The sequence below is a fragment of the Stenotrophomonas sp. LGBM10 genome (assembly GCF_046736075.1).
Classification (GTDB): Bacteria; Pseudomonadota; Gammaproteobacteria; order Xanthomonadales; family Xanthomonadaceae; genus Stenotrophomonas.
Genome location: NZ_CP177163.1, coordinates 1,244,439 through 1,264,020, shown reverse-complemented (window position 1 = coordinate 1,264,020; position 19,582 = coordinate 1,244,439). Strand labels below are relative to the sequence as shown.

Sequence of the window (19,582 nt, the reverse complement as noted above, 5' to 3'; positions counted from 1 at the left end):
GCGCGGTTCCTTGGGCTCGGGTCAGGTACGGTCGTACAGCAGGTCCCACACCCCGTGGCCGAGTTTCTGGCCGCGGGTCTCGAAGTGGGTCTGCGGGCGCCACGCGGGACGGTCGACCTGGCCACGCGGACCGGCCCGGTTGCTGAGCCCGGCGGTCGCGTCGAGCACGTCCCACATCTGCTCGGCGTAGTCTTCCCAGTCGGTCGCGCAGTGCAGGCGGCCGCCGACGCGCAGCTTGCGCACCAGCAGGTCGGCGAATGCCGGCTGGATCAGGCGGCGCTTGTTGTGGCGCTTCTTGTGCCACGGGTCCGGGAAATAGATGCGCACTTCATCCAGCGCGCCATCGGCGATTTCCTTCTCCAGCACTTCCACCGCATCGTGGTGGTACAGGCGCACATGGTCGGCGTTGTCGTCGGCCAGTGCATTGAGCAGGCGGCCCACGCCCGGCGCGTGCACTTCCAGGCCGATGTAGTCGCGGTCCGGGTCCTGCTGGGCAGCAAAGCGCAGGGCGGCACCGTTGCCGAAGCCGATCTCCAGTACCTTGTGCGCGTCGCGCCCGAAGGTGGCGTCCAGATCGCGCGGCGCGCCGGTGAAGTCCAGCCCGAAGCGCGGCCAGCGGTCATCGAACGCGCGCTGCTGGGCCGGGGTGAAGCGGCCCTGGCGGAGCACGAAGCTGCGCACCTCGCGGCGGCCTTCGGTGATGGTGAAGGGCTTGGGCGGCGCCTTGGCGCCGGCGCTGTCGAAGGGATTGGTCATCAGCCGATCAACCCGTCCACCGGCGAGGACGCGCTCGCGTAGCGCTTGCGCGGGATGCGCCCGGCCAGGAAGGCCTCGCGGCCGGCCTCGACCGCCTTGCGCATCGCGCTGGCCATCAGCACCGGGTTGCGCGCGCCGGCAATGGCGGTGTTCATCAGCACGCCGTCGCAGCCGAGTTCCATCGCGATCGCCGCGTCGGAGGCCGTGCCCACGCCGGCATCGACGATGATCGGCACCTTGGCGTTTTCGATGATTTCCAGCAGGTTGTACTTGTTCTGGATGCCCAGGCCCGAGCCGATCGGCGCGGCCAGCGGCATCACCGCAGCGCAGCCGATCTCTTCCAGGCGCTTGGCCAGGATCGGGTCGTCGGAGGTGTAGACCATCACGTCGAAACCGTCCTTGACCAGCTGCTCGGCCGCCTTGAGGGTCTGCATCACGTCCGGGTACAGGGTCTTCTGGTCGCCCAGCACTTCCAGCTTGGTCAGGTTGTGGCCGTCCAGCAGCTCGCGCGCCAGGCGGCAGGTGCGCACCGCGTCATCGGCGGTGTAGCAGCCGGCGGTGTTGGGCAGGATGGTGAAGCGGTCCGGCGGCAGCACGTCGAGCAGGTTCGGCTCGCCCGGGTTCTGCCCGATGTTGGTGCGGCGGATCGCCACGGTCACGATCTGCGCGCCGGCGGCCTCGGTGGCCGCGCGGGTTTCGTCCAGATCCTTGAACTTTCCGGTGCCGGTCAGCAGGCGGGATGCATAGGTCTTGCCGGCAATGACCAGCGAGTCGGAGGGGGCATGTGCGTTCATCGCCGAATTATCGCCTATCGCGCGCGAGCCTGCTGGGCCGCCGCGCGACCGGGCAGCAGCACGCTCAGCCGCCGCCCAGCGCGTGCACGATCTCCACCACGTCGCCGTCCTGCAGCGCATGCCCGGCATGGCGGCTGCGGGTGATGATCTGGCCATTGACCTCCACGGCCACGCGGCGCTCGACCAGGTTCTCGGTCTGAAGCAGGTCCAGGACGGTGGCGGTGTGCGGAAGCTGGCGGGATTCGCCGTTGAGCTGGATGTTCATGTCGTTATTGTCCCTCAATGAAGGGCAAGTGCGTACCCTTGCCGGCCCTGTGCGCGGCGCTGGGACGCAGGCCCCGGAACGGCTGGCGTCCCACGCGCGAGACTTCATGCGGCGGCGCAGCGTGAAGTCGCCGAAGCGCAGTGAAACCATTGTCACCGTGCGCTGGCGTATGCCGCCGGCCTCCCACCTCCCAAGGAGCTTTACATGCTGATCAGCAAGCGACCCCTGCGTTCCCTGATGGCGGTCGCCATCGCCCTGGCCGCCGTGCCTGCAATGGCGCAGTCCCCGTACTCCCGCACCGTGTTCATCGGCGACAGCCTGACCGACGCCGGCTACTTCCGTCCGCTGCTGCCCGCCAGCGTGCAGCCGGTCACCGGCCAGTTCACCACCAACCCGGGCTGGACCTACGCCCAGTACGTGTCCAACTACTACGGCACCAATGGCGCGGCGCACGGCAACGGCCAGGGCGGTGACAACTACGCCATCGGCGGCGCCCGTGTCGGCGTGGACACCAGCCAGGCCCTGGCCCCGGGAACCCCGGCCATTCCGGTCTACTCGCTGAAGACCCAGACCGCGCAGTACCTGGCCGCCAACGGCGGCAAGGCCGACGCCAATGCCCTGTACACCGTGTGGGGCGGCGCCAACGACATCTTCGCGATCCAGGCCGGTGCACCGGTGCAGGCCACCCTGGGCGCGGCGGTGACCGACCAGGTCGGCATCGTCGCCACCCTGAAGGGCGCCGGCGCGCAGTACATCGTCGTGCCGACCCTGCCGGACATCGGCCTGACCCCGGCCGCCCGCGCCGGCGGCGCCGTCGGCATGGCGCAGGGCACCGCCCTGGCCAAGGCCTACAACGATGCGCTGTTCGGTGGCCTGAAGGCCGCCGGCCTGCAGGTTATCCCGGTGGACACCTTCCACATCCTGCAGGAAATCGTCGCCAGCCCGGCGGCCTACGGCTTCATCAACGTGACCAGCCCGGCCTGCACCACGGCCTCGTCGCTGACCTGCAACCCGACCTCGTACGCCAACCCGAACGCGGCCAACAACTACGTGTTCGCCGACGGCGTGCACCCCACCTCGGCCACGCACGCCATGCTGGGCGCCTACACGCTGTCCATCCTGGAAGCGCCGCGTCTGCAGCAGATCCTGACCCACTCGGCACAGACCGTGGGTCGTTCGCGTGCCGACCAGGTCAGCATGCACCTCGGCGGCCGCCCGGCCGACGGCCTGAGCTGGTGGGGCAACCTGCGCGGCGACATGCAGCGCTACGCCCACGCCGACCTGTACGACGGCATGGCCCCGGCCGGCCTGTTCGGCGTGGACTGGGCGCGTGACGGCATGGTCGCCGGCGGCTTCGCCGGTTACGGCCGCATGGATGCCGACTTCGGCAACAGCCAGGGCGACTTCACCCAGTCCGACACCACCGTGGGCCTGTTCGCCGGCTGGTACGGCGAGCGCGCCTGGGTCAACGGCCAGGTCAGCTACAGCTGGCTGGATTACGACGTCACCCGCAAGCTGCACCTCGGCCCGGCCACCCGCGAGCACAAGGGGTCGCCGGAAGGCAGCAACCTGACCGCCGCGCTGAATGCCGGTTACGAGTTCGGCAGCGAAGGCGGCTTCCGCCACGGCCCGGTGGCTGCGGTGATCTGGCAGAAGGTCAAGCTGGACGGCTACACCGAAAGCAACCTCAGCGCCTCGGCACTGGGCTACGGCAACCAGGACCTGGATTCCACCGTCGGCCGCGTCGGCTGGCAGGCGCGCTTCGACGGCGGCAACGTCAAGCCGTACCTGCAGGTCACCTACGACCACGAGTTCGAAGACGGCAAGCAGGCCAGCGCCTGGCTGCAGACCATGCCGGACGTGGGCATGTACAAGGTGCCGGGCCTGGAGTTCGACAAGGACTACGCCACCGCCGTGATGGGCGCCCGCATGACCCTGTTCGGCCTGAACAGCAACGTCGGCATCAGCACCACCACGCTGCAGAAGCGCGCCCGCGACGCGACCGTGTTCGCCAGCTTCAGCGGCAGCTTCTGATCCACCCCCGTTGTCCACGCGGCGCCGAGCCGCGTGGAGAGCGGCAACGCAACGGGCGGCCCAGTGCCGCCCGTTGCCTTTTTACCGCCCCGGCGCATAAACTTGCCGGGCACCCTGCGGGTGTAGCTCAATGGTAGAGCTGTAGCTTCCCAAGCTACTGACGAGGGTTCGATTCCCTTCACCCGCTCCAGATTTGCCGTCCGGCCGCCGAGGCATGCTTCAGGCCCGCGCCCGTTCCCAGGCAGCTGCCTTACTTCTTCACGTCATCGGTGGTCTGCGCCGCCACCATCGCCTGCTGCATTTCCTTCAGCGACAGAACGCCATCCTTGTCGGTGTCCAGGGCATCGAAGTAGCGGGCGATCTCCGGCACCACGGCCGCTTCGGCCTTGCTGATCCCGCCGTCGCCGTTGCTGTCCATTGCCTTGAACGCGGCGTTGATGGACTCGGCCTGCTGGTTGAAGCGGGCCTGCTGATAGCGCGTGTATTCCACCTTGTCGACCTTGCCGTCCCTGCTGGTGTCCATCGCAGTGAACGTGGAGTCGATATAGGCCTGCTTCGGGTCGGGCGCGGCGGCATGGGCCAACGCAGGTGCAAGGGCGACAGCAAACAACAGGGTACGTGCCTTCATGGTGGGTGATGTCCTGTAACGAAGCAAAGAGAGGGAGGCCTGCGTCGGCAGGTGCGTCCGGCGTTCAACGGCAGGGGTAGGTGTAGCCGTTCGCGGCGCGGTAGCTGTCGCTGCGGCGGTCGTAGTTGCCGTAGCGTTGGATGCAGTAATCGGTCCGTTCACGGGTTTCCCGCTCGCGCTTGGCGGCCGCGGCGATCACACCGGCGACCACGGCGGTGGCAACCACGCCGACCACGACGCCGGTGGCCTTGTCATCGTCGCGGCGATCGCGTTCGCGCTCGTGTCGGCGGCGGTCATCGCGACGGTCGTCCCGGTCATGCTGGTTCCACCCGGGGCGATAGTCGTCCGGCTGTGCGTGGGCGATGCCGACGTAGGGCAGGGGCACCAGCATTTGGGCTGCCACCGCGCACAGCAGCGCGATCCGTCCGGTTCTGAAAAACATGGGCGTTGCTCCTTTCTGGGAATGGTCCAGCGGAGCCAGTAGAGCCTGCGGAGATTGCGCCAACCTGCAGTGCGCGTGCCCACGGGATCGGGTTCATCTGCCGGCCATGAAGGCCGGCAGACCCGTGGCGTCAGCGGATCAGCGCCTCGACCGGGTCCAACTGCGCGGCACGCCGGGCCGGCAGGAAACCGAAGCCCACACCGATCAGGCTGGAGCAGGCGAACGCGGCGATGATCGAGGCGCTGGAGAACACCAGGCTGAAGCCCACGTCGGCAAGGTCCAGAACCAGCCCCAGTCCCAGCGCCACGGCGATACCCAGCACGCCGCCGAGCAGGCATACCAGCACCGATTCGATCAGGAACTGCTGCAGGATGTCGCTGCGGCGCGCGCCGACGGCCATGCGCACGCCGATCTCGCGGGTGCGCTCGGTCACCGACACCAGCATGATGTTCATCACGCCGATGCCTCCGACCACCAGGGCGATGGCGGCGATGGAGCCGATCATCATGGTCAGGATGCCGGTGGTCTGCTCGATGGACTCGCGGATCTGCGCGTTGTTGCTCATGTAGAAATCCCGGCTGCCGTGGCGCCGTGTGAGCAGGCGTGCGATGGCCTCCTCGGCCGCGTGCATGGTGATCGCATCGGAGATGCGCACGGTGATGCTGGATACGTGGCTCTGGCCCAGCATGCGTCTCATGGCGGTGGTGTAGGGCACCCAGATGCCCAGCACCGAGGCATCGCCGCTGGCGGCACCGTCCTTCTTCGTCACGCCTACCACGCGCACCGGCACATTTCCCAGCAGCAGGGTCTGTCCGACCGGGTTGTCACGGGGGCCGAAGAAGCGGTCGCGGGTGTTGGCATCGATCACCGCCACCTGCCTGTAGCCGTCCACGGCACGCTGGGCGAAGAAGCTGCCTTCCCCCAGCTCAAGCCCATGAACGCGGAAATACTGCGCACTGACCCCGTACACCTGGGTGCTGGCGGTGCGGTTGCCCAGCATCGCCGTCGCAGTGGTGACCACGCCGGGGGTGGCGCTGTCGATGAAGGGTTGCCCGGACAGGGCCACACTGTCGCCCGGCGTGAGGGTTTCCACCTGGGCCGCGCGCAGGTCGCCGAAACCGGCACCGGGATGGATATCGATGGTGCTGGTGCCCAGCGAGGCGATGTTGGACAGGATGGCCTGACGCGCACCCGTGCCCAGGGCGACCACCGATACCACCGAGGCGATGCCGATGATGATGCCGAGCATGGTCAGAAAGGTGCGCATGCGATGGGCATTCATGGCCCGCAGCGCCATGCGGAATGCTTCGCTGAAGCGATCACGCACGGCCTGCAGGCTGCTGCCTTCGGCATGCGCGGCCACCTGCTGCGCCGGAGGGCCAGCCTTGGCTGCCATCGTCCTGGCGGGGCGATCGGACACGATGCGGCCGTCGCTGATTTCGATGATGCGCTGCGCATGTTCGGCCACGGCCATGTCATGGGTGACCAGCACCACCGTATGGCCTTCGGCATGCAGCTCGGCGAGGATCTTCATCACGTCCTTGCCCGACTGCGTATCCAGCGCGCCGGTGGGTTCGTCGGCGAAGATCACCGCGCCACCGTTCATCAACGCACGTGCGATCGATACGCGCTGCTGCTGGCCACCGGAGAGTTCACCGGGGCGGTGGTCCATCCGCTCGCCCAGCCCGAGGCGTGTCAGCAGCTGCGCCGCCCGCGCATGACGCGTCTGTGCGGGCAGGCCGGCGTAGATGGCCGGCACTTCGACGTTGCCGATCGCGGACAGATCGTTGAGCAGGTGGTAGCGCTGGAAGATGAAGCCGAAGTGCTCGCGGCGCAGCGCGGCCAGCTCGTCGGGGTCCATCCGGCCGGTGTCGCGCCCGTCCACCTGGTAGCTGCCGGCGGTCGGCCGGTCCAGGCAGCCCAGGATGTTCATCAGCGTGGACTTGCCCGAACCGGACTGGCCAACGACGGCGATCAGTTCACCGGCATGGATGTCCAGATCCACATCCTGCAGGACGACCAGCGTCTGATCGCCGGCGGGGAAGGCGCGGCGCAGCCCGCGGACACGGAGCAGCGGCTGCTGCGACGATGACGCCATCACGGCTGCGTCGGGGCGGTGCCCGCCTTGCCGGTTGCCGCAGATGCCGGGGTGGTGTCCGCTGCCTGGCCCAGCACCACCTGGTCGCCTTCGCCGAGGCCGCTGCGCACCTCCACCCTGATCTGATCGTCCAGCCCGATGGTGATGCGACGCGCAGTCGTATGGCCATCCTTGCCGGGCACCTGGACGGTGTAGCTGCCATCGGCGGCCCGCGCACCGAGCGCGGCCGAGGGAATGGTCAGCACGCCACGCGCGCGGCCCAGCACGATGCGCACCTGCGCCGTCATGTAGCTGCGCAGGCGGCCGTCGGCGTTGTCCACATCGAACTGGCCGTTGTAGTACATCGCCGTGCGACTGCTGCCGCCCGACAGTGCTGGCGACGAAAGGCTGGACGCATCTTCCTTGGTGATCGACTCCGGGGCGGGCGCGATGTCGCGCAGGGTGCTGCTGTAGCGACGGCCGGCATCGCCGAGGATGGTGAAGAATGCTTCCTGGCCGAGCGCCGTGTGCACCACGTCGGCCTCGGAGATTTCGGCATACACGGTCATGACGTCCTGATTGCCGAGCATGACGATGGTGGGGGCGCTCTGCACTGCATTGACGGTCTGTCCCTGGCGGGCCACCACGGCCAGCACGGTGCCGTCGGTGGGGGCGGTGATGCGTGTGTAGCCCAGGCTGGTCTGCGCGCTGTCCACCTCGGTCTGGCGCTGCACGATCTCGCCGTCGTGCGCGGCGATCTGCGCGCGTGTTGCATCCACGCGCGCCTGTGCGGCATCGATGTCCGCGCGCGCCACCAGTTGCGAGGCGCCCAGGCGCTGCAGCCGGCGCAGCGTGAGTTCAAGCTGGCGCAGTTCGGTGGCCACGGCCTGGCGATTGGCCCGCGCGCTGCGCTGGGCAGCCTGCGCGCTCTGCAGCGCATTGCGCTGGGTACGCGAATCGATCTCGGCGATCAGGTCACCCGCCTTCACCTTGTCGCCGAGCTTCACGTGCAGGGCTTCGATCCGCCCGGACACCTGCGCGCCGATGCTGACCAGGCGCGATGGCTTCAGCGTTCCGGTGGCTTCCACCACCTGCTCGATATCGCCACGGGTGACCGGCGCCAGCTCCAATGCGGGCGGCGGCGCGGGCGACAGCAGCGTCAGGGCGAGCGCGGCGGTGCAGAGCACGGCGGTGGCGATCAGCAGCGTGCGCCGGTGGCGCCGGGGGCGCGCAGCGCTCATGCGGGCTGCGTTCGTGGGGAGTTGGGCATCGGGAGTCCTCGCGTAGGGAGAGTGAGCGCGCGCAGGGCACGCATCGACAGACGTCGAGTCTCGGTACGAAGGGTTGCGTGAACCTTGCGTGGGCGATGCCGGCGCGTATCACGCCGCTGGCGGCACGGGCGGCGGTGCGACGCCGGGATGGGGCGGGAACGCCACGCGGATCAGCGCGCCACCACCAGGTGCATCGAGAATCGTCACCCGCCCGCCGTGGCGATCAATGACCTGCTGCACCAGGTTCAGGCCCAGCCCGGCGCCGGTCTGCCGTGGACGCAGGCGCTGGAACGGTTCGAACACGCGTTCGCGTTCATCCACCGGAATGCCCGGACCGTCATCCTCCACCTCGATGCAGGTGCCGTGTACGCGCACGATCACCTGGCGGCCCCCGTGCTCGGCGGCGTTCAGCACCAGGTTGGCCAGCACGCGTTCGACCGCACCGGTCTCGCCCTGGATCGGCTGGTGGGGTTCGACGACCACGGCGACGGTGCGTCCGGACTGGATCAGCAACGGCGCCAGGTCGGCCACCACGCGCTTGGCCAGCCGTGCCAACTGGATGGTTTCTTTCTGTCCGGATGCCTCCATCCGGTGCAGGTCCAGCAGTTGTTCCGCCAGCGTTGTCAGCCGCGCCACCTCCACCGCCAGGCTGCGCGAGGTGGCATCGTCGGCGGCGTCGATCTTCACCCGCAGGATGGCGATCGGCGTACGCAGCTCATGCGCGGCAGCGGCAATGAAGCGGCGTTGCCGCTCGTGCCCTTCATCGAGTCTGTCCAGCGCCTCGTTGACCGCCGTCACCAGCGGGGCGATCTCGACCGGTACGGCGGTTTCGGTCAGGCGCACGCCGCGACGGCTGGCGGAGATGTTCTTGGCTTCCTGGGCGATGCGCTCCACCCCGGCCAACGCCTTGCGCACGATGATCGGGGTGGCGATCAGCGTTACCAGTGCCAGCAGGGCGAAGATGGGCAGGGTGATGATGTGCGCGGCGAGCGCCATCTGCCAGGTCAGCGAGTCCACTTCGCCATGCGCCATGATGGTCAGCTTGCCGGCCGGCCCGGTATGTTCACGGATGACGATGGCCAGGCCGTCGCCGGCGTCGCGACCGCGCAGGTCGCCAAACGGGACGCCGCGCAGCGCGGTGGCCAGCGAGGCATATGCCGCCGGCACCTGGCCGAAGCTCACGCGCTGGCCGCGTTCGTCCTCGGCCACGAACCATGCCCCGGGGGCGGCCTTGAGCAGGGCGTCGAACTCGGGTGTACGTTTCACGTACAGCGCGCCGTGGCTGTCGCGGTGCACGGTATCGGCGGCGAGCGGAGCAAAGGTCTGGATCGTGTAGTAGCCACCGCTGTCGAAGCGCACCAGCACGACCAGCAGTGCGGACAGGGCCACGATAAGGGTCAGCAGGTGCAGGATCAGTGGCTTGATGATCAGGGGCCACTTCAGGGTGGGACGACGTCTGCTCACCGGCTTTCCCGCATCAGGTAGCCAACGCCGCGGATGGCATGGATCTCCACGCCGGCATCGGCGTCGGCCAGCTTGCGACGCAGGCGCGAAACGTGCGAGTCGAGCGTGTTGGAATGGATGCCATCGTCGAAGCCATACACCGCCATTTCGATGGACTCGCGCAGCACGGTCCGGCCCAGGCGGCGCGCCAGGGCGGCCAGTACGCGGATTTCGCGGCGCGTCAGTTCCAGGCGCTCCGTGCCGACGGTGGCCTCACCTGAGACCGGGTCGAACACCAGTCGCCCGGCGTTGATGGTATCCACGCGCACGTTGCTCGGCCGCCGGCTCACCGCGCGTATGCGTGCGAACAGTTCCTCCAGCGCGAACGGTTTCGCCAGATAGTCGTCGGCCCCTTCGTCCAGGCCCTCCACCCGGTCGGGCAGCTCGCCCAGCGCGCTGAGCACGATCACCGGCACGCCGGGGTTGCGCTCGCGCAGCAGGGCGATCAGGGCCAGGCCATCGCCATCGGGCAGCGTGCGGTCGAGCAGGATCAGGTCATGCGCGCCGTACAGCGCCGCTTCCCGGGCCAGCGCGAAGGTATCTGCGAGGTCGACCACGTTGCGCTCGCGCTGCAGGGCGGACCGCAGCGTAGCGGCCAGTTCGGCTTCGTCTTCGACGAGCAGGATGTGCATCGGCAGGGCTATGGCAGGAGGAGCGCGCAGGAACCGTATTACAGAAACATTGCGCCAACATGGCGTGAAGTCCGCAGCGGCCCGGCCGTTCAGCCGCCGCCCTGCCTGCGACTACTCGCGCACCGCGTCGAACACGAACGGATAGCCCGGTTCAGGGAAGCGCAGCCGATAGCGTTCAAGGCGGGTTTTGCCGTCGGACAGCAGGTAGTCCACCTGCAGCCCGTCGGGCTGGTTCTCCTGCGACACGCCCAGATAGGCGTTGCTCGGATAGCGGAAGCCGGCATGCGGCGCGCTGCGGATGGCCGCACAGGTGCCAAACAGCGGAGGCAGCACGTAGAGCCGGTCTGCATGCAGCAGCACCACCGTGGTGTAGCGATCGCCGTAGCCGCTGCTGACGTGGCGAATGTCCAGGCACTTCGAGGCGCCCCGATGCCACAGCGTGATCTCGGCCAGGTTCTCGGGATCGACGGGCGCGTTGCCCTTCCACGGCGGCGGTGCCAGGTTGACCGCATCGTGCAATGGCCAGCGTTGCGTCCCCACCACCAGTGCCTCGCCGTCGAAGGCCACGTCGGGTACGCCTGCCGGCGGCGCCATGTCCAGGTCGCCCGGCGTGGTCCACAGCGGCTGGTCGTAGCGCCGCAGGGCCTGGCGCATGGAGGTCACCCACACGCAGTGCCGGGGCGATTCCGTACAGGGCCTCGCCAGGGCGGTGCCCGGCCCCTGGAACAGCGTGTCGCCCAACGAGCGATAGAACGCGGTGTAGTCGGTGAACTGAGCGGGCGCAGCCGGTGCCGTCGCCGACAGCAGGATGGCCAGGAACGCGGCGCAACGGGAGGGGAGGTGCTTCATCCGGAATCCATGCATGCCGACAGTCGCGTGGGTGTAGCGGCGGTGGCTTCGGAGGTCACTGTAGCGCAGCGATGCACGCTTCGATGCATGTCGTTGTGGTTGGTCACTCCCCACGGCCGCCGTCATACTGTCTGACCGATCTGAAAAGGACTGTTCATGATCCGTCGCAGCGTTGTCCGCGTCTCCTCTCGCCTGCGGTATCTGCCGGCGCTGCTGTTCACCGTCATGGGTGCGCCCGCATGGGCGGTGCTGCCGCCGCTGGATCAGTTCCCGGCCGAGCCCGGCGTGCTCGCAACGGTGTCGGCGCGGACCACGTTGCCCGATGGCACGCGGCGCGTGGAAGGGAGCGTGCCGGGGTACAAAACCTACCGCGTCGAGGCCGACTGCAGGCGCGGCACTGTCGCGATGTACCGGATGGAAGACAACGGGCAGTGGGACCTGCGGTATGCCGCACGGCGGCGTGCGGACGGCTGGGAGCGCACCACGATCGAGGGGCCGGTAGCGCGCATTCCGGCAGGGTCCAACCTCGACTGGCTGGCCACCGCGCAGCACGAGGCGGTCTGTACGCCGAAGACCGGTCTGGATGCGCCGCATGCCGCGCAGGGCTGACGCCGACCGCCCGTCGTCGTCAGTGCCCGCCGACCGCACCGCGCTGCGCCGCTATACCCGCTGGCTGCCCCTGGTGGTGCTGGTGGGCATCTGCATCGCATGGTGGTCGCCGCTGGGTGTCATCGCGGCGTTGGTCGGTGCGATGGTGGTCTCCGAGGTGTTGACGCGCCTGGATCTGACCGGCGACGTGGTGGCGGTGGGCGGTGCGCGGCTGCACTCGCAGCGCCTGTATCCGTTTGCGGCGCGGGTGCCGGAGGGCGACAGGCTGCTGCACGTGGGCGAGATCGGTATGGGCGGGCCGTCGTCGAGTACCCAGATGCTGCGCGATGGCGCCATCGTCGGTGGCATCGCCTGTTCAGGGAGCGACGATGCCCGCGCGACCTGGCGCGACCTGGCGGGTACGTCGCTGCGGGTGGCCAACGCGTATGTGGATCGCCGTGATGCTGTCGTGGCGTACGACGAGCGAGACCATGTGCTGATGCATCTGACCGGCATCGCGCCGCATGCGTTCTGGCACGGGCTGGACGAGCGCCGTCGCCAGCACGGCGATGCCGCTGCTGCGGCCTGGGTGCGCACGCTGGCGACAGGCACCGTCGCGCTGCGCCCGTTTCAGGGCCTTTGGCTGGATCCGGACCGGCATGCGCGGATGGCGCCGTGGGTGCCACTGCAGCGGCAGGTGCTCCCCGATGGCCGGGAACTGTGCGCGCACCTGTTGCTCCCCGACGACCTGCGGCGGACCTCGTCACCGGATCTGTTCACCCATGCACGCCCGTGCGCGCTGAGTCTGGACGGTGAGGCCTCGGGCCGCCATGTCTACGCGCTGGATGAGGTGGTCGCCAGTCCGCGCGGGCGGTGCGTGGCGGTCGCCGGCATCCGCCTGGGCGAGCATCACCAGTCGCTGGGGCCCTTGTGGCTGGTGCACTTCCGGGGGCGCTGGCAGGCGCTGGCGGCCGACGCCTTTGTGGATGTCGGCGGGAGGGAGCGTCGCTCGGCATCAGTGCGGGTCGTGACCGCCGACGACACGGGGAGGCTGACGCTGCTGGCGTACGAACGGGGCTACATCAGTGACGGCGCTCCGCCCCGACCGGTGGGCGACGACCACGGCCATGTCGAACTGATCGTGGAGTGGCGGCAGACGGTGTTGTCGGTCAGCCATTCCAACGGCCGCCTGGCGGTGCGGCTGCCGCGGCGCTGATCCGGGGAGCCGTCATCGCGCCGTATCGCCTGCGCGCTATGCTTCGCGCTTTCTTCCCTGCGCGCCGCCATGAAACTGGCCATTCTTTCCCGCAACAGCAAACTGTATTCGACCCGCCGCCTGGTCGAGGCCGCGCGTGCCCGTGGCCATACCGTTCGCGTGCTCGACCCGCTGCGCTGCTACATGCGCATTGCTGCCGACGGCTTCACCATGCACTACAAGGGGCGGGCGATCACCGGCGTGGACGCGGTGATTCCGCGCATCGGCGCCTCGGTGACCCGCTACGGCACCGCCGTGCTGCGCCAGTTCGAGATGATGGGCGCGCGCACGCCCAACCCGTCCGACGCCATCCTGCGCGCGCGCGACAAGCTGCGCGCGCACCAGATCCTGGCGTCCAAGGGCATCGACATGCCGGTGACGGTGTTCGGCGACAACCCCGATGACACCGTGGACCTGCTGTCGATGCTGGGCCCGCCGCCGCACGTGGTGAAGCTCAACGAGGGCACCCAGGGGCGGGGCGTGATCCTTACCGAGAAGGCCAGCGCCTCGCGCGGCATCGTCGAGGCCCTGCGCGGGCTGTACGCCAATTTCCTGATGCAGGAGTTCATCGGGGAGGCCCAGGGGGCCGACCTGCGCTGCCTGGTAGTGGGCGACCAGGTGGTGGGGGCGATGCAGCGGCAGGCCCCCGAGGGCGACTTCCGCTCCAACCTGCACGCCGGCGGCAGTGCGCGCGCGGCCAAGGCGACGCGGGCCGAACAGCAGGTGGCGGTGCGCTCGGCCAAGGCGCTGGGCCTGAGCGTGGCCGGCGTGGACCTGATCCGCTCCACCCGCGGCCCACTGGTGCTGGAGGTCAACTCCACCCCGGGGCTGGAGGGGATCGAGGCGATCTGCCAGACCGACCTGGCCGGACGCATCATTGATCATGTGGCTTCAATGAAAAAGCCTTCTATTTCAAAGGCTTGAACATTAATGCGGGCTCGGCCGGCGCTTTTAACACGGGTTTAATCGCCCCCGGCGTAGGCTCTGTCGAACCGCAGCTCTGCCCTCCTCAGCAGGATTCGGTAATCGGGAAACACCTTCAGGCCCAGGCGGCTTCCGCCTGGGCCTTTTTATGCCCTGCCGTTGCGCACTTGCTGGCGTGAAGGCGAGGGGGATACAGTCGGCGTTCACTCCAAGCAAGGAATGGCTGGGCATGAAAGGTATGACCAAGGTGTTGGCGACGGCGGCGCTGCTGATGTGCGTGAGTACCGCCGCACACGCGGCGCCGAAGAAGGAGGTGTTCGAGTCGGGCAAGCCGTTGTCTGAACAGATCACCCGGATCGAGACCGAGTTGAACGATGGCGAGACCTACTCCGAACTGGGCGTGTCCGAACGCGGCCGCGTCCGGGAAGCCTTGACGCGCATGCGCGGCGTGGTCGAACAGTACCCCGAGCAGAAGGCGCTGCCGGAGAGCGCGCGGATGGCGCTGTTCAACGATCAGCAGGTAGTAAACACCGTTTTGACACAAGCGCGCGAAGATAGCCGTCTAATATGCAAGCGTGAAAAGGCGATCGGCTCCAACATGCCGGTCACCCAATGCATGACCGTTGCCCAGCGCGAGCGCATCAAGGCCCAGGCCCAAGGGCGCATGGACAAGACGCAACGGGTCGGCAATTATTCTTATTAGAGGTCACAGTGCGAATTCTTGTAATTGAAGACAACAGCGACATCGCCGCCAACCTGGGCGACTACCTCGAAGACCGCGGGCATACCGTGGACTTCGCCGCCGATGGCGTGACCGGCCTGCACCTGGCGGTGGTCCATGAGTTCGACGCGATCGTGCTGGATCTCAATCTGCCGGGGATGGATGGCATCGAGGTCTGCCGCAAGCTGCGCAATGAAGCGCGCAAGCAGACCCCGGTCCTGATGCTCACCGCACGGGATTCGCTGGACAACAAGCTGGCCGGGTTCGATTCCGGTGCCGACGACTACCTGATCAAGCCGTTCGCGCTGCAGGAAGTCGAAGTCCGTCTGAACGCCCTGTCGCGTCGCGGCAAGGGCGTGCAGACCCGCGTGCTGGAAACCGGCGATCTGGAATACAACCTGGACACGCTGGAAGTGCGTCGCCAGGGCAAGCTGCTGCAGCTCAACCCCACCGCCCTGAAGATCCTGCAGGCGCTGATGGAAGCGGCCCCGGCCGTGGTCACCCGCCAGGAACTGGAAACCCGGGTGTGGGGCGAGGAACTGCCGGATTCGGACTCGCTGCGCGTGCACATCCACGGCCTGCGCGCCGTGGTGGACAAGCCGTTCGAAGTGCCGCTGATCCAGACCCGCCACGGCATCGGCTACCGCATCGCCGCACCGGAAGCCTGATCGGGTGAGCGCCAAGGGGGGCCGCCGCCGCGCACCGTACCGGCGGCGGCTGCGCAGTCGCATCATTGTCTCGTTCGCGTTGTTGGGCTTCTGCCTGACGACGCTGTTCGCGTTCGCCACCAACTGGGCCCGCAGCCGCGTGGAGAACCAGCTGGTCGAAGACGTGATGAACCGCAACGTGGACGAGTACGCACGGCGGTTCTATTCCGATCCCAGCCGCAGCCCGGACCTGCCGGTCGAGCAGATGCTGGCGTACGTGTTCCCCAAGGACAAATTCGATCGCGTCCGCCAGGAGCGCCCGGAGTGGACCCGGCTGCCCAATGGCAACCACAACATCACCGGCACCGACGACCAGGGCAAGCCGTTCGCCTACAAGCTGGCCGTGCGCAAGACCGACAGCGAGTGGTTCTTCCTGCTCTACGACATGACCCAGGCCCAGCGCGGCGAGATGCAGCTCAAGCGGGCGCTTCTGGTCTCCGTGCTGGTGTTCAGCCTGCTGTCGGTGGTGCTGGGCTGGTGGTCGGCGTCCAAGGTCATGAAGCCCGTGTCGGACCTCGCCGCACGGCTGCGTTCCTACCGCGGCGGCACGATCGAGCCGGAGCCGCTGGCACCGCGCTTCCCGGATGACGAGGTGGGCCAGTTGGCTCAGGCGCTGGACGACTACTCCTCGCGCCTGACCGAAGTGGTGCAGCGCGACCGGGAGTTCAACGCCGACGTCAGCCACGAGCTGCGCACGCCGCTGGCGGTGATCCGCGGTGCCACCGAGCTGCTGCTGGCCCGTCCCGGGCTGGACGAGAAGGTGCTGCAGCGTCTGCAGCGCATCCAGCGTGCGGAACAGCAGTGCACCGACCTGATCGGCTCGCTGCTGCTGCTGTCGCGCAACGAGCGCGGGCAGGGCACCAGCAATGTGGCCCGGGTTGCCGAGCAGCTGCTCGACGCGCACCGTGCCCAGCTCGGCGGCAAGCCGCTGGAGCTGATTCTCGAAGGCGGCCACGAGCTGGTGGTGGATGCGCCCGAGGCGGCCCTGTCGGTCGCGCTGGGCAATCTGATCGGCAACGCGGTGAAGTACTCGCAGGAAGGGGCCGTGCGCGTGCGCATCCTGGCCAACAGCGTGGAGGTCATCGACAGTGGCCCGGGGCTGAGCCGGGAAGATGCCGAGCGCCTGTTCCAGCGTGGCTACCGAGGCACCCATGCGGGCCATTCGCAGGGCGGGGGCATCGGTCTATCGATCGTCAGCCGGCTGTGCGATCTTTACGGCTGGCAGGTCAGCGTGCGCCCCGGTGAGGAGCGCGGCGTGATCGCCACGCTGACCTTCTCCCCGGCAACCCACGCCTGACGGTGGCGCGGCCGCCGCATCAGGTGTGATGTGCGGCCAATGCCCGGTACTGGCGGTCCAGCCGTTCCACATGCATCTGCAGGTGATCGGGGTGGCCATCGTTGGTCACCACGTCGTCGGCGAGCGCCAGGCGCGCGTCGCGGCTGGCCTGGGCGGCGATCATGCGGTCGGCCAGGTCGGCGGTGATGCCGTCGCGCTGCACCAGCCGGGCGTGCTGCACCGCCACCGGCACATCCACCACCAGGATGCGGTCCAGCCACGGGTACTGCGCGCGGCCGCCGGCTTCGGTCAGCAACGGGATCGCGGCAATCGCGTAAGGGCCCGGCGCCTGCGCGCAGGTATCGCGCAGCAGCTGGCGGATGGCCGGGTGGGTGATCGCCTCCAGCGCCTGGCGCGCCTGCGTGGAGGCGAAGATGCGCTCGCGTAGGGCGGCACGGTCGAGCTGGCCATCGGCCAGCAGGATATCGGCACCGAACTGGGCGGCGATGCGGGCCAGACCCTCGCTGCCGGGGGCGACTACCTCGCGGGCGGCCAGGTCGGCATCGGCCACGGTCACGCCCAGTGCCTCGAAACGGCGGCTGACCTCGCTCTTGCCGGCGGCAATGCCGCCGGTCAGGCCCACCACGAAGCGACTCATCGGCCGGCCCTCAACGCAGGCCGGCGTAGCTCAGGTAGCCGTTGATCAACGGCTCGCCCCAAAAGAACACGATCCAGCCGGCGATGGCCAGGTACGGCCCGAACGGAATCGGGCTTGCGCGGTCGCGGCCACGCGAATACAGCCAGATCGACCCGATGATCGCGCCCACCACCGACGACAGCAGGATGATCGGCAGAATGCCCTTGAGCCCGCACCACGCGCCCAGTGCCGCCAGCAGCTTGAAGTCGCCGTGGCCCATGCCTTCCTTGCCGGTAAGCTGCTTGAACAGCCACCACACCGACCACAGCGACAGGTAGCCGGCCAGCGCGCCGAGCAGCGCCGGCTTGGCCGGCATGTACAGGTTGTCGCTCGCGGCGATCAGGCCCAGCCACATCAAGGGCAGGGTCAACTGGTCCGGCAGCAGCTGGGTGCGCAGGTCGATGCCCGAGAGGGTGATCAGGAAGCAGGTCAGCACGATCGCGCCGAAGCCCTGCCAGCCGAACCCGAACTGCCAGACGCTGGCGACCACCAGCAGCGCGGTCAGCGCCTCCACCAGCGGGTACTGGATCGAGATCGGGGCGTGGCAATGGCGGCACTTGCCGCGCTGGACCAGCCAGCTGAACAGGGGGATGTTCTCGTACCAGGCCAGCTTGTGCTTGCAGTGCGGGCAGTGCGACGGCTCCACCACGATCCCCGGCGGTGGCGGCTCGTAGATGTCCGGCTCTTCCAGCACTTCGCGGGCGTCGCGCTTCCACTGCCAGTCCAGCCGCTTGGGCAGGCGCAGGATCACTACATTGAGGAAGCTGCCCAGAAGCAGCCCCAGACCGGCCGCGGCGGGAAAGCCGAGACCGGGATGCTGGTCAAGAAATGCCATGTATCACTTATCCGACAACCGCGCCGAGTTTGAAGATGGGCAGGTACATACCGATCACCATGCCACCGACGATGGTACCAATGAATACCATGATCATCGGTTCCAACAGGCTGCTCAGGGCATCCACGGCGTTGTTGACCTCCTGCTCATAGTACTCGGCGACCTTGAACAGCATGGTATCCAGCGCGCCGGCCTCTTCGCCGATGGCGGTCATCTGGATGACCATGTGCGGGAAGACATTGACCTGCTTCATCGCCATGTTGACCGGGTAGCCCACCGAGACGTCGTCGCGCATGCGCAGCACGGCCTCTTCGTAGACCTTGTTGCCGGTGGCGCCGGCTACGATGCCCAGCGCCTCGACCAGCGGCACGCCGGCCTTGAAGGTCACTGCCGTGGTCCGCGAGAAGCGGGCGATGGCGCTGTTGTTCATGATTTCGCCGATCACCGGCACCTTCAGGATCAGGCGATCCATCGTGTGCTGCATGGACGGGGAGCGCCGATAGGCATACAGGAAGCCGAAGATGCTGCCGCCTGCAATCAGTGCCAGCAACAACCACCACGACACCATGAAGCGTGAACACATCACGATCATCTGGGTGAAGGCGGGCAGGTCCGCACCGAAGCTCTTGAAGACGTCCTCGAACATCGGCACGACCCAGATCAGCAGGATCGAACTGACGATGATCGCCACGGCGACGACCATCGCCGGGTAGAACATCGCCTTTTTGATCTTGCCCTTGAGGGTTTCGATGTTCTCTTTATAGGTGGCGACCGTGTCGAGCACGGTTTCCAGCACACCGGCGCCTTCACCGGCGCGGACCAGGTTGCGGTACAGCTCGTCGAACTGGACCGGGTGCTTGCTGATCGCCTCGTGCAGCGACGAACCGCCCTCGATATCGGTGCGCACCGTGTCGACCAGCTTCTTCATGCGCGGGTTCTTGTGCCCGCTGGCAATGATCTCCAGGGCGCTCACGATCGGCACGCCCGACTTCATCATCGTCGCCATCTGGCGGCTGAAGAAGGCGATGTCCTTGGGCGTGACGGGGCTGCCCGCCGCGCCGAACAGCGGCTTCGGCTTGACCTTCACCACCCCGGGCGTGATTCCCTGGCGGCGCAGCTCGGCGCGCAGCATGTTCGCATTCTTGGCGATCTGCTCGCCTTTCATCTTGATGCCGCGCTTGTCGGTCCCCTCCCAGACAAACGGTTGCAGCTCCATGGTGCTTCGCGCCACGGGCTCTTTCTTGATCGCGCTACGGCTCACAGACATTTTGGGCTCCCCAGCCACACCATCCCCAGGCGGGCTATCTCGCCGCATGGTAGCGGTTTCC

The 19,582-nt window shown here is 67.9% G+C and carries 20 protein-coding genes and 1 tRNA gene; 8 read left to right on the top strand and 13 right to left on the bottom strand.

The genetic code is table 11. The features are described from left to right. Positions 1-21: 21 nt before the first annotated feature. The 3 genes from trmB to thiS all read right to left on the bottom strand — a co-directional run bounded on the left by trmB (position 22) and on the right by thiS (position 1,815). Positions 22-756, bottom strand: coding sequence for a tRNA (guanosine(46)-N7)-methyltransferase TrmB (gene trmB, locus ACLB90_RS05330; RefSeq protein ID WP_411851947.1), 735 nt, complete (start codon positions 754-756; stop codon positions 22-24). After that, positions 756-1,550 (bottom strand): thiazole synthase, encoded by a 795-nt coding sequence (locus ACLB90_RS05325; protein ID WP_411851946.1) that lies wholly within the window; start codon positions 1,548-1,550, stop codon positions 756-758. Before ACLB90_RS05325 ends, trmB begins: the two co-directional genes overlap by 1 nt. A gap of 64 nt (positions 1,551-1,614) precedes the next feature. Further along, complete coding sequence (thiS, locus tag ACLB90_RS05320; RefSeq protein ID WP_411851945.1) at positions 1,615-1,815, bottom strand: sulfur carrier protein ThiS; 201 nt, start codon at positions 1,813-1,815, stop codon at positions 1,615-1,617. A gap of 204 nt (positions 1,816-2,019) precedes the next feature. Here thiS and ACLB90_RS05315 point away from each other — a divergent pair, with 204 nt between their 5' ends. After that, positions 2,020-3,849, top strand: coding sequence for an autotransporter outer membrane beta-barrel domain-containing protein (locus tag ACLB90_RS05315; RefSeq protein WP_411851944.1), 1,830 nt, complete (start codon positions 2,020-2,022; stop codon positions 3,847-3,849). Between the two features lie 116 nt (positions 3,850-3,965). Beyond that, positions 3,966-4,039 (top strand) — tRNA-Gly (locus ACLB90_RS05310). 60 nt (positions 4,040-4,099) lie between these two features. On the opposite strand, the gene ACLB90_RS05305 is transcribed toward ACLB90_RS05310, so the two are convergent. From ACLB90_RS05305 to ACLB90_RS05275, 7 genes are all read right to left on the bottom strand, one after another. Then, positions 4,100-4,477 carry an EF-hand domain-containing protein gene (locus ACLB90_RS05305; RefSeq protein ID WP_411851943.1) on the bottom strand — a complete coding sequence of 126 codons (378 nt, stop codon included), beginning with the start codon at positions 4,475-4,477 and terminating at the stop codon, positions 4,100-4,102. A gap of 64 nt (positions 4,478-4,541) precedes the next feature. Continuing rightward, positions 4,542-4,919 (bottom strand): hypothetical protein, encoded by a 378-nt coding sequence (locus tag ACLB90_RS05300; protein ID WP_411851942.1) that lies wholly within the window; start codon positions 4,917-4,919, stop codon positions 4,542-4,544. A 130-nt stretch (positions 4,920-5,049) separates the two neighbouring features. Then, entirely contained in the window at positions 5,050-7,017 is a 1,968-nt protein-coding gene (locus ACLB90_RS05295; protein ID WP_411851941.1) for a MacB family efflux pump subunit, read from the bottom strand. After that, positions 7,017-8,237 carry an efflux RND transporter periplasmic adaptor subunit gene (locus ACLB90_RS05290; RefSeq protein WP_411851940.1) on the bottom strand — a complete coding sequence of 407 codons (1,221 nt, stop codon included), beginning with the start codon at positions 8,235-8,237 and terminating at the stop codon, positions 7,017-7,019. Before ACLB90_RS05290 ends, ACLB90_RS05295 begins: the two co-directional genes overlap by 1 nt. 138 nt (positions 8,238-8,375) lie before the next feature. Further along, on the bottom strand, positions 8,376-9,731 hold the full coding sequence (locus ACLB90_RS05285; protein WP_411851939.1) for a sensor histidine kinase: 1,356 nt from the start codon (positions 9,729-9,731) through the stop codon (positions 8,376-8,378). Then, the gene (locus ACLB90_RS05280; RefSeq protein ID WP_411851938.1) at positions 9,728-10,402 is read right to left on the bottom strand and encodes a response regulator transcription factor; all 675 of its coding nucleotides are present in this window, start codon (positions 10,400-10,402) and stop codon (positions 9,728-9,730) included. The genes ACLB90_RS05285 and ACLB90_RS05280 overlap by 4 nt, the downstream gene beginning before the upstream one ends. A gap of 111 nt (positions 10,403-10,513) precedes the next feature. Further along, on the bottom strand, positions 10,514-11,251 hold the full coding sequence (locus ACLB90_RS05275; RefSeq protein ID WP_411851937.1) for a hypothetical protein: 738 nt from the start codon (positions 11,249-11,251) through the stop codon (positions 10,514-10,516). Positions 11,252-11,407: 156 nt separating this feature from the next. On the opposite strand from ACLB90_RS05275, the gene ACLB90_RS05270 reads away from it, so the two are divergent. The 6 genes from ACLB90_RS05270 to ACLB90_RS05245 all read left to right on the top strand — a co-directional run bounded on the left by ACLB90_RS05270 (position 11,408) and on the right by ACLB90_RS05245 (position 16,743). After that, the gene (locus tag ACLB90_RS05270) at positions 11,408-11,860 is read left to right on the top strand and encodes a hypothetical protein (protein ID WP_411851936.1); all 453 of its coding nucleotides are present in this window, start codon (positions 11,408-11,410) and stop codon (positions 11,858-11,860) included. Further along, positions 11,844-13,055, top strand: coding sequence for a hypothetical protein (locus tag ACLB90_RS05265; RefSeq protein ID WP_411851935.1), 1,212 nt, complete (start codon positions 11,844-11,846; stop codon positions 13,053-13,055). Before ACLB90_RS05270 ends, ACLB90_RS05265 begins: the two co-directional genes overlap by 17 nt. A 69-nt stretch (positions 13,056-13,124) precedes the next feature. Beyond that, positions 13,125-14,018, top strand: a complete 894-nt coding sequence (rimK, locus tag ACLB90_RS05260) for a 30S ribosomal protein S6--L-glutamate ligase (protein WP_411851934.1) — start codon at positions 13,125-13,127, stop codon at positions 14,016-14,018. A gap of 238 nt (positions 14,019-14,256) precedes the next feature. Beyond that, entirely contained in the window at positions 14,257-14,721 is a 465-nt protein-coding gene (locus ACLB90_RS05255; protein WP_411852702.1) for a hypothetical protein, read from the top strand. An 8-nt stretch (positions 14,722-14,729) separates the two neighbouring features. Continuing rightward, positions 14,730-15,407, top strand: a complete 678-nt coding sequence (locus tag ACLB90_RS05250) for a response regulator transcription factor (protein WP_017356179.1) — start codon at positions 14,730-14,732, stop codon at positions 15,405-15,407. A gap of 4 nt (positions 15,408-15,411) precedes the next feature. Continuing rightward, positions 15,412-16,743: a sensor histidine kinase gene (locus ACLB90_RS05245; RefSeq protein ID WP_411851933.1), complete on the top strand. Its 1,332-nt coding sequence runs from the start codon at positions 15,412-15,414 to the stop codon at positions 16,741-16,743. A 19-nt stretch (positions 16,744-16,762) separates the two neighbouring features. On the opposite strand, the gene coaE is transcribed toward ACLB90_RS05245, so the two are convergent. From coaE to ACLB90_RS05230, 3 genes are read right to left on the bottom strand one after another with little or no spacing between them, the layout of a single operon-like run. Then, positions 16,763-17,380, bottom strand: a complete 618-nt coding sequence (gene coaE / locus ACLB90_RS05240; RefSeq protein WP_411851932.1) for a dephospho-CoA kinase — start codon at positions 17,378-17,380, stop codon at positions 16,763-16,765. A gap of 10 nt (positions 17,381-17,390) precedes the next feature. Next, entirely contained in the window at positions 17,391-18,254 is an 864-nt protein-coding gene (locus ACLB90_RS05235) for a prepilin peptidase (protein ID WP_017356176.1), read from the bottom strand. Positions 18,255-18,261: 7 nt separating this feature from the next. Beyond that, complete coding sequence (locus ACLB90_RS05230; RefSeq protein ID WP_411851931.1) at positions 18,262-19,521, bottom strand: type II secretion system F family protein; 1,260 nt, start codon at positions 19,519-19,521, stop codon at positions 18,262-18,264. Positions 19,522-19,582: the final 61 nt, after the last annotated feature.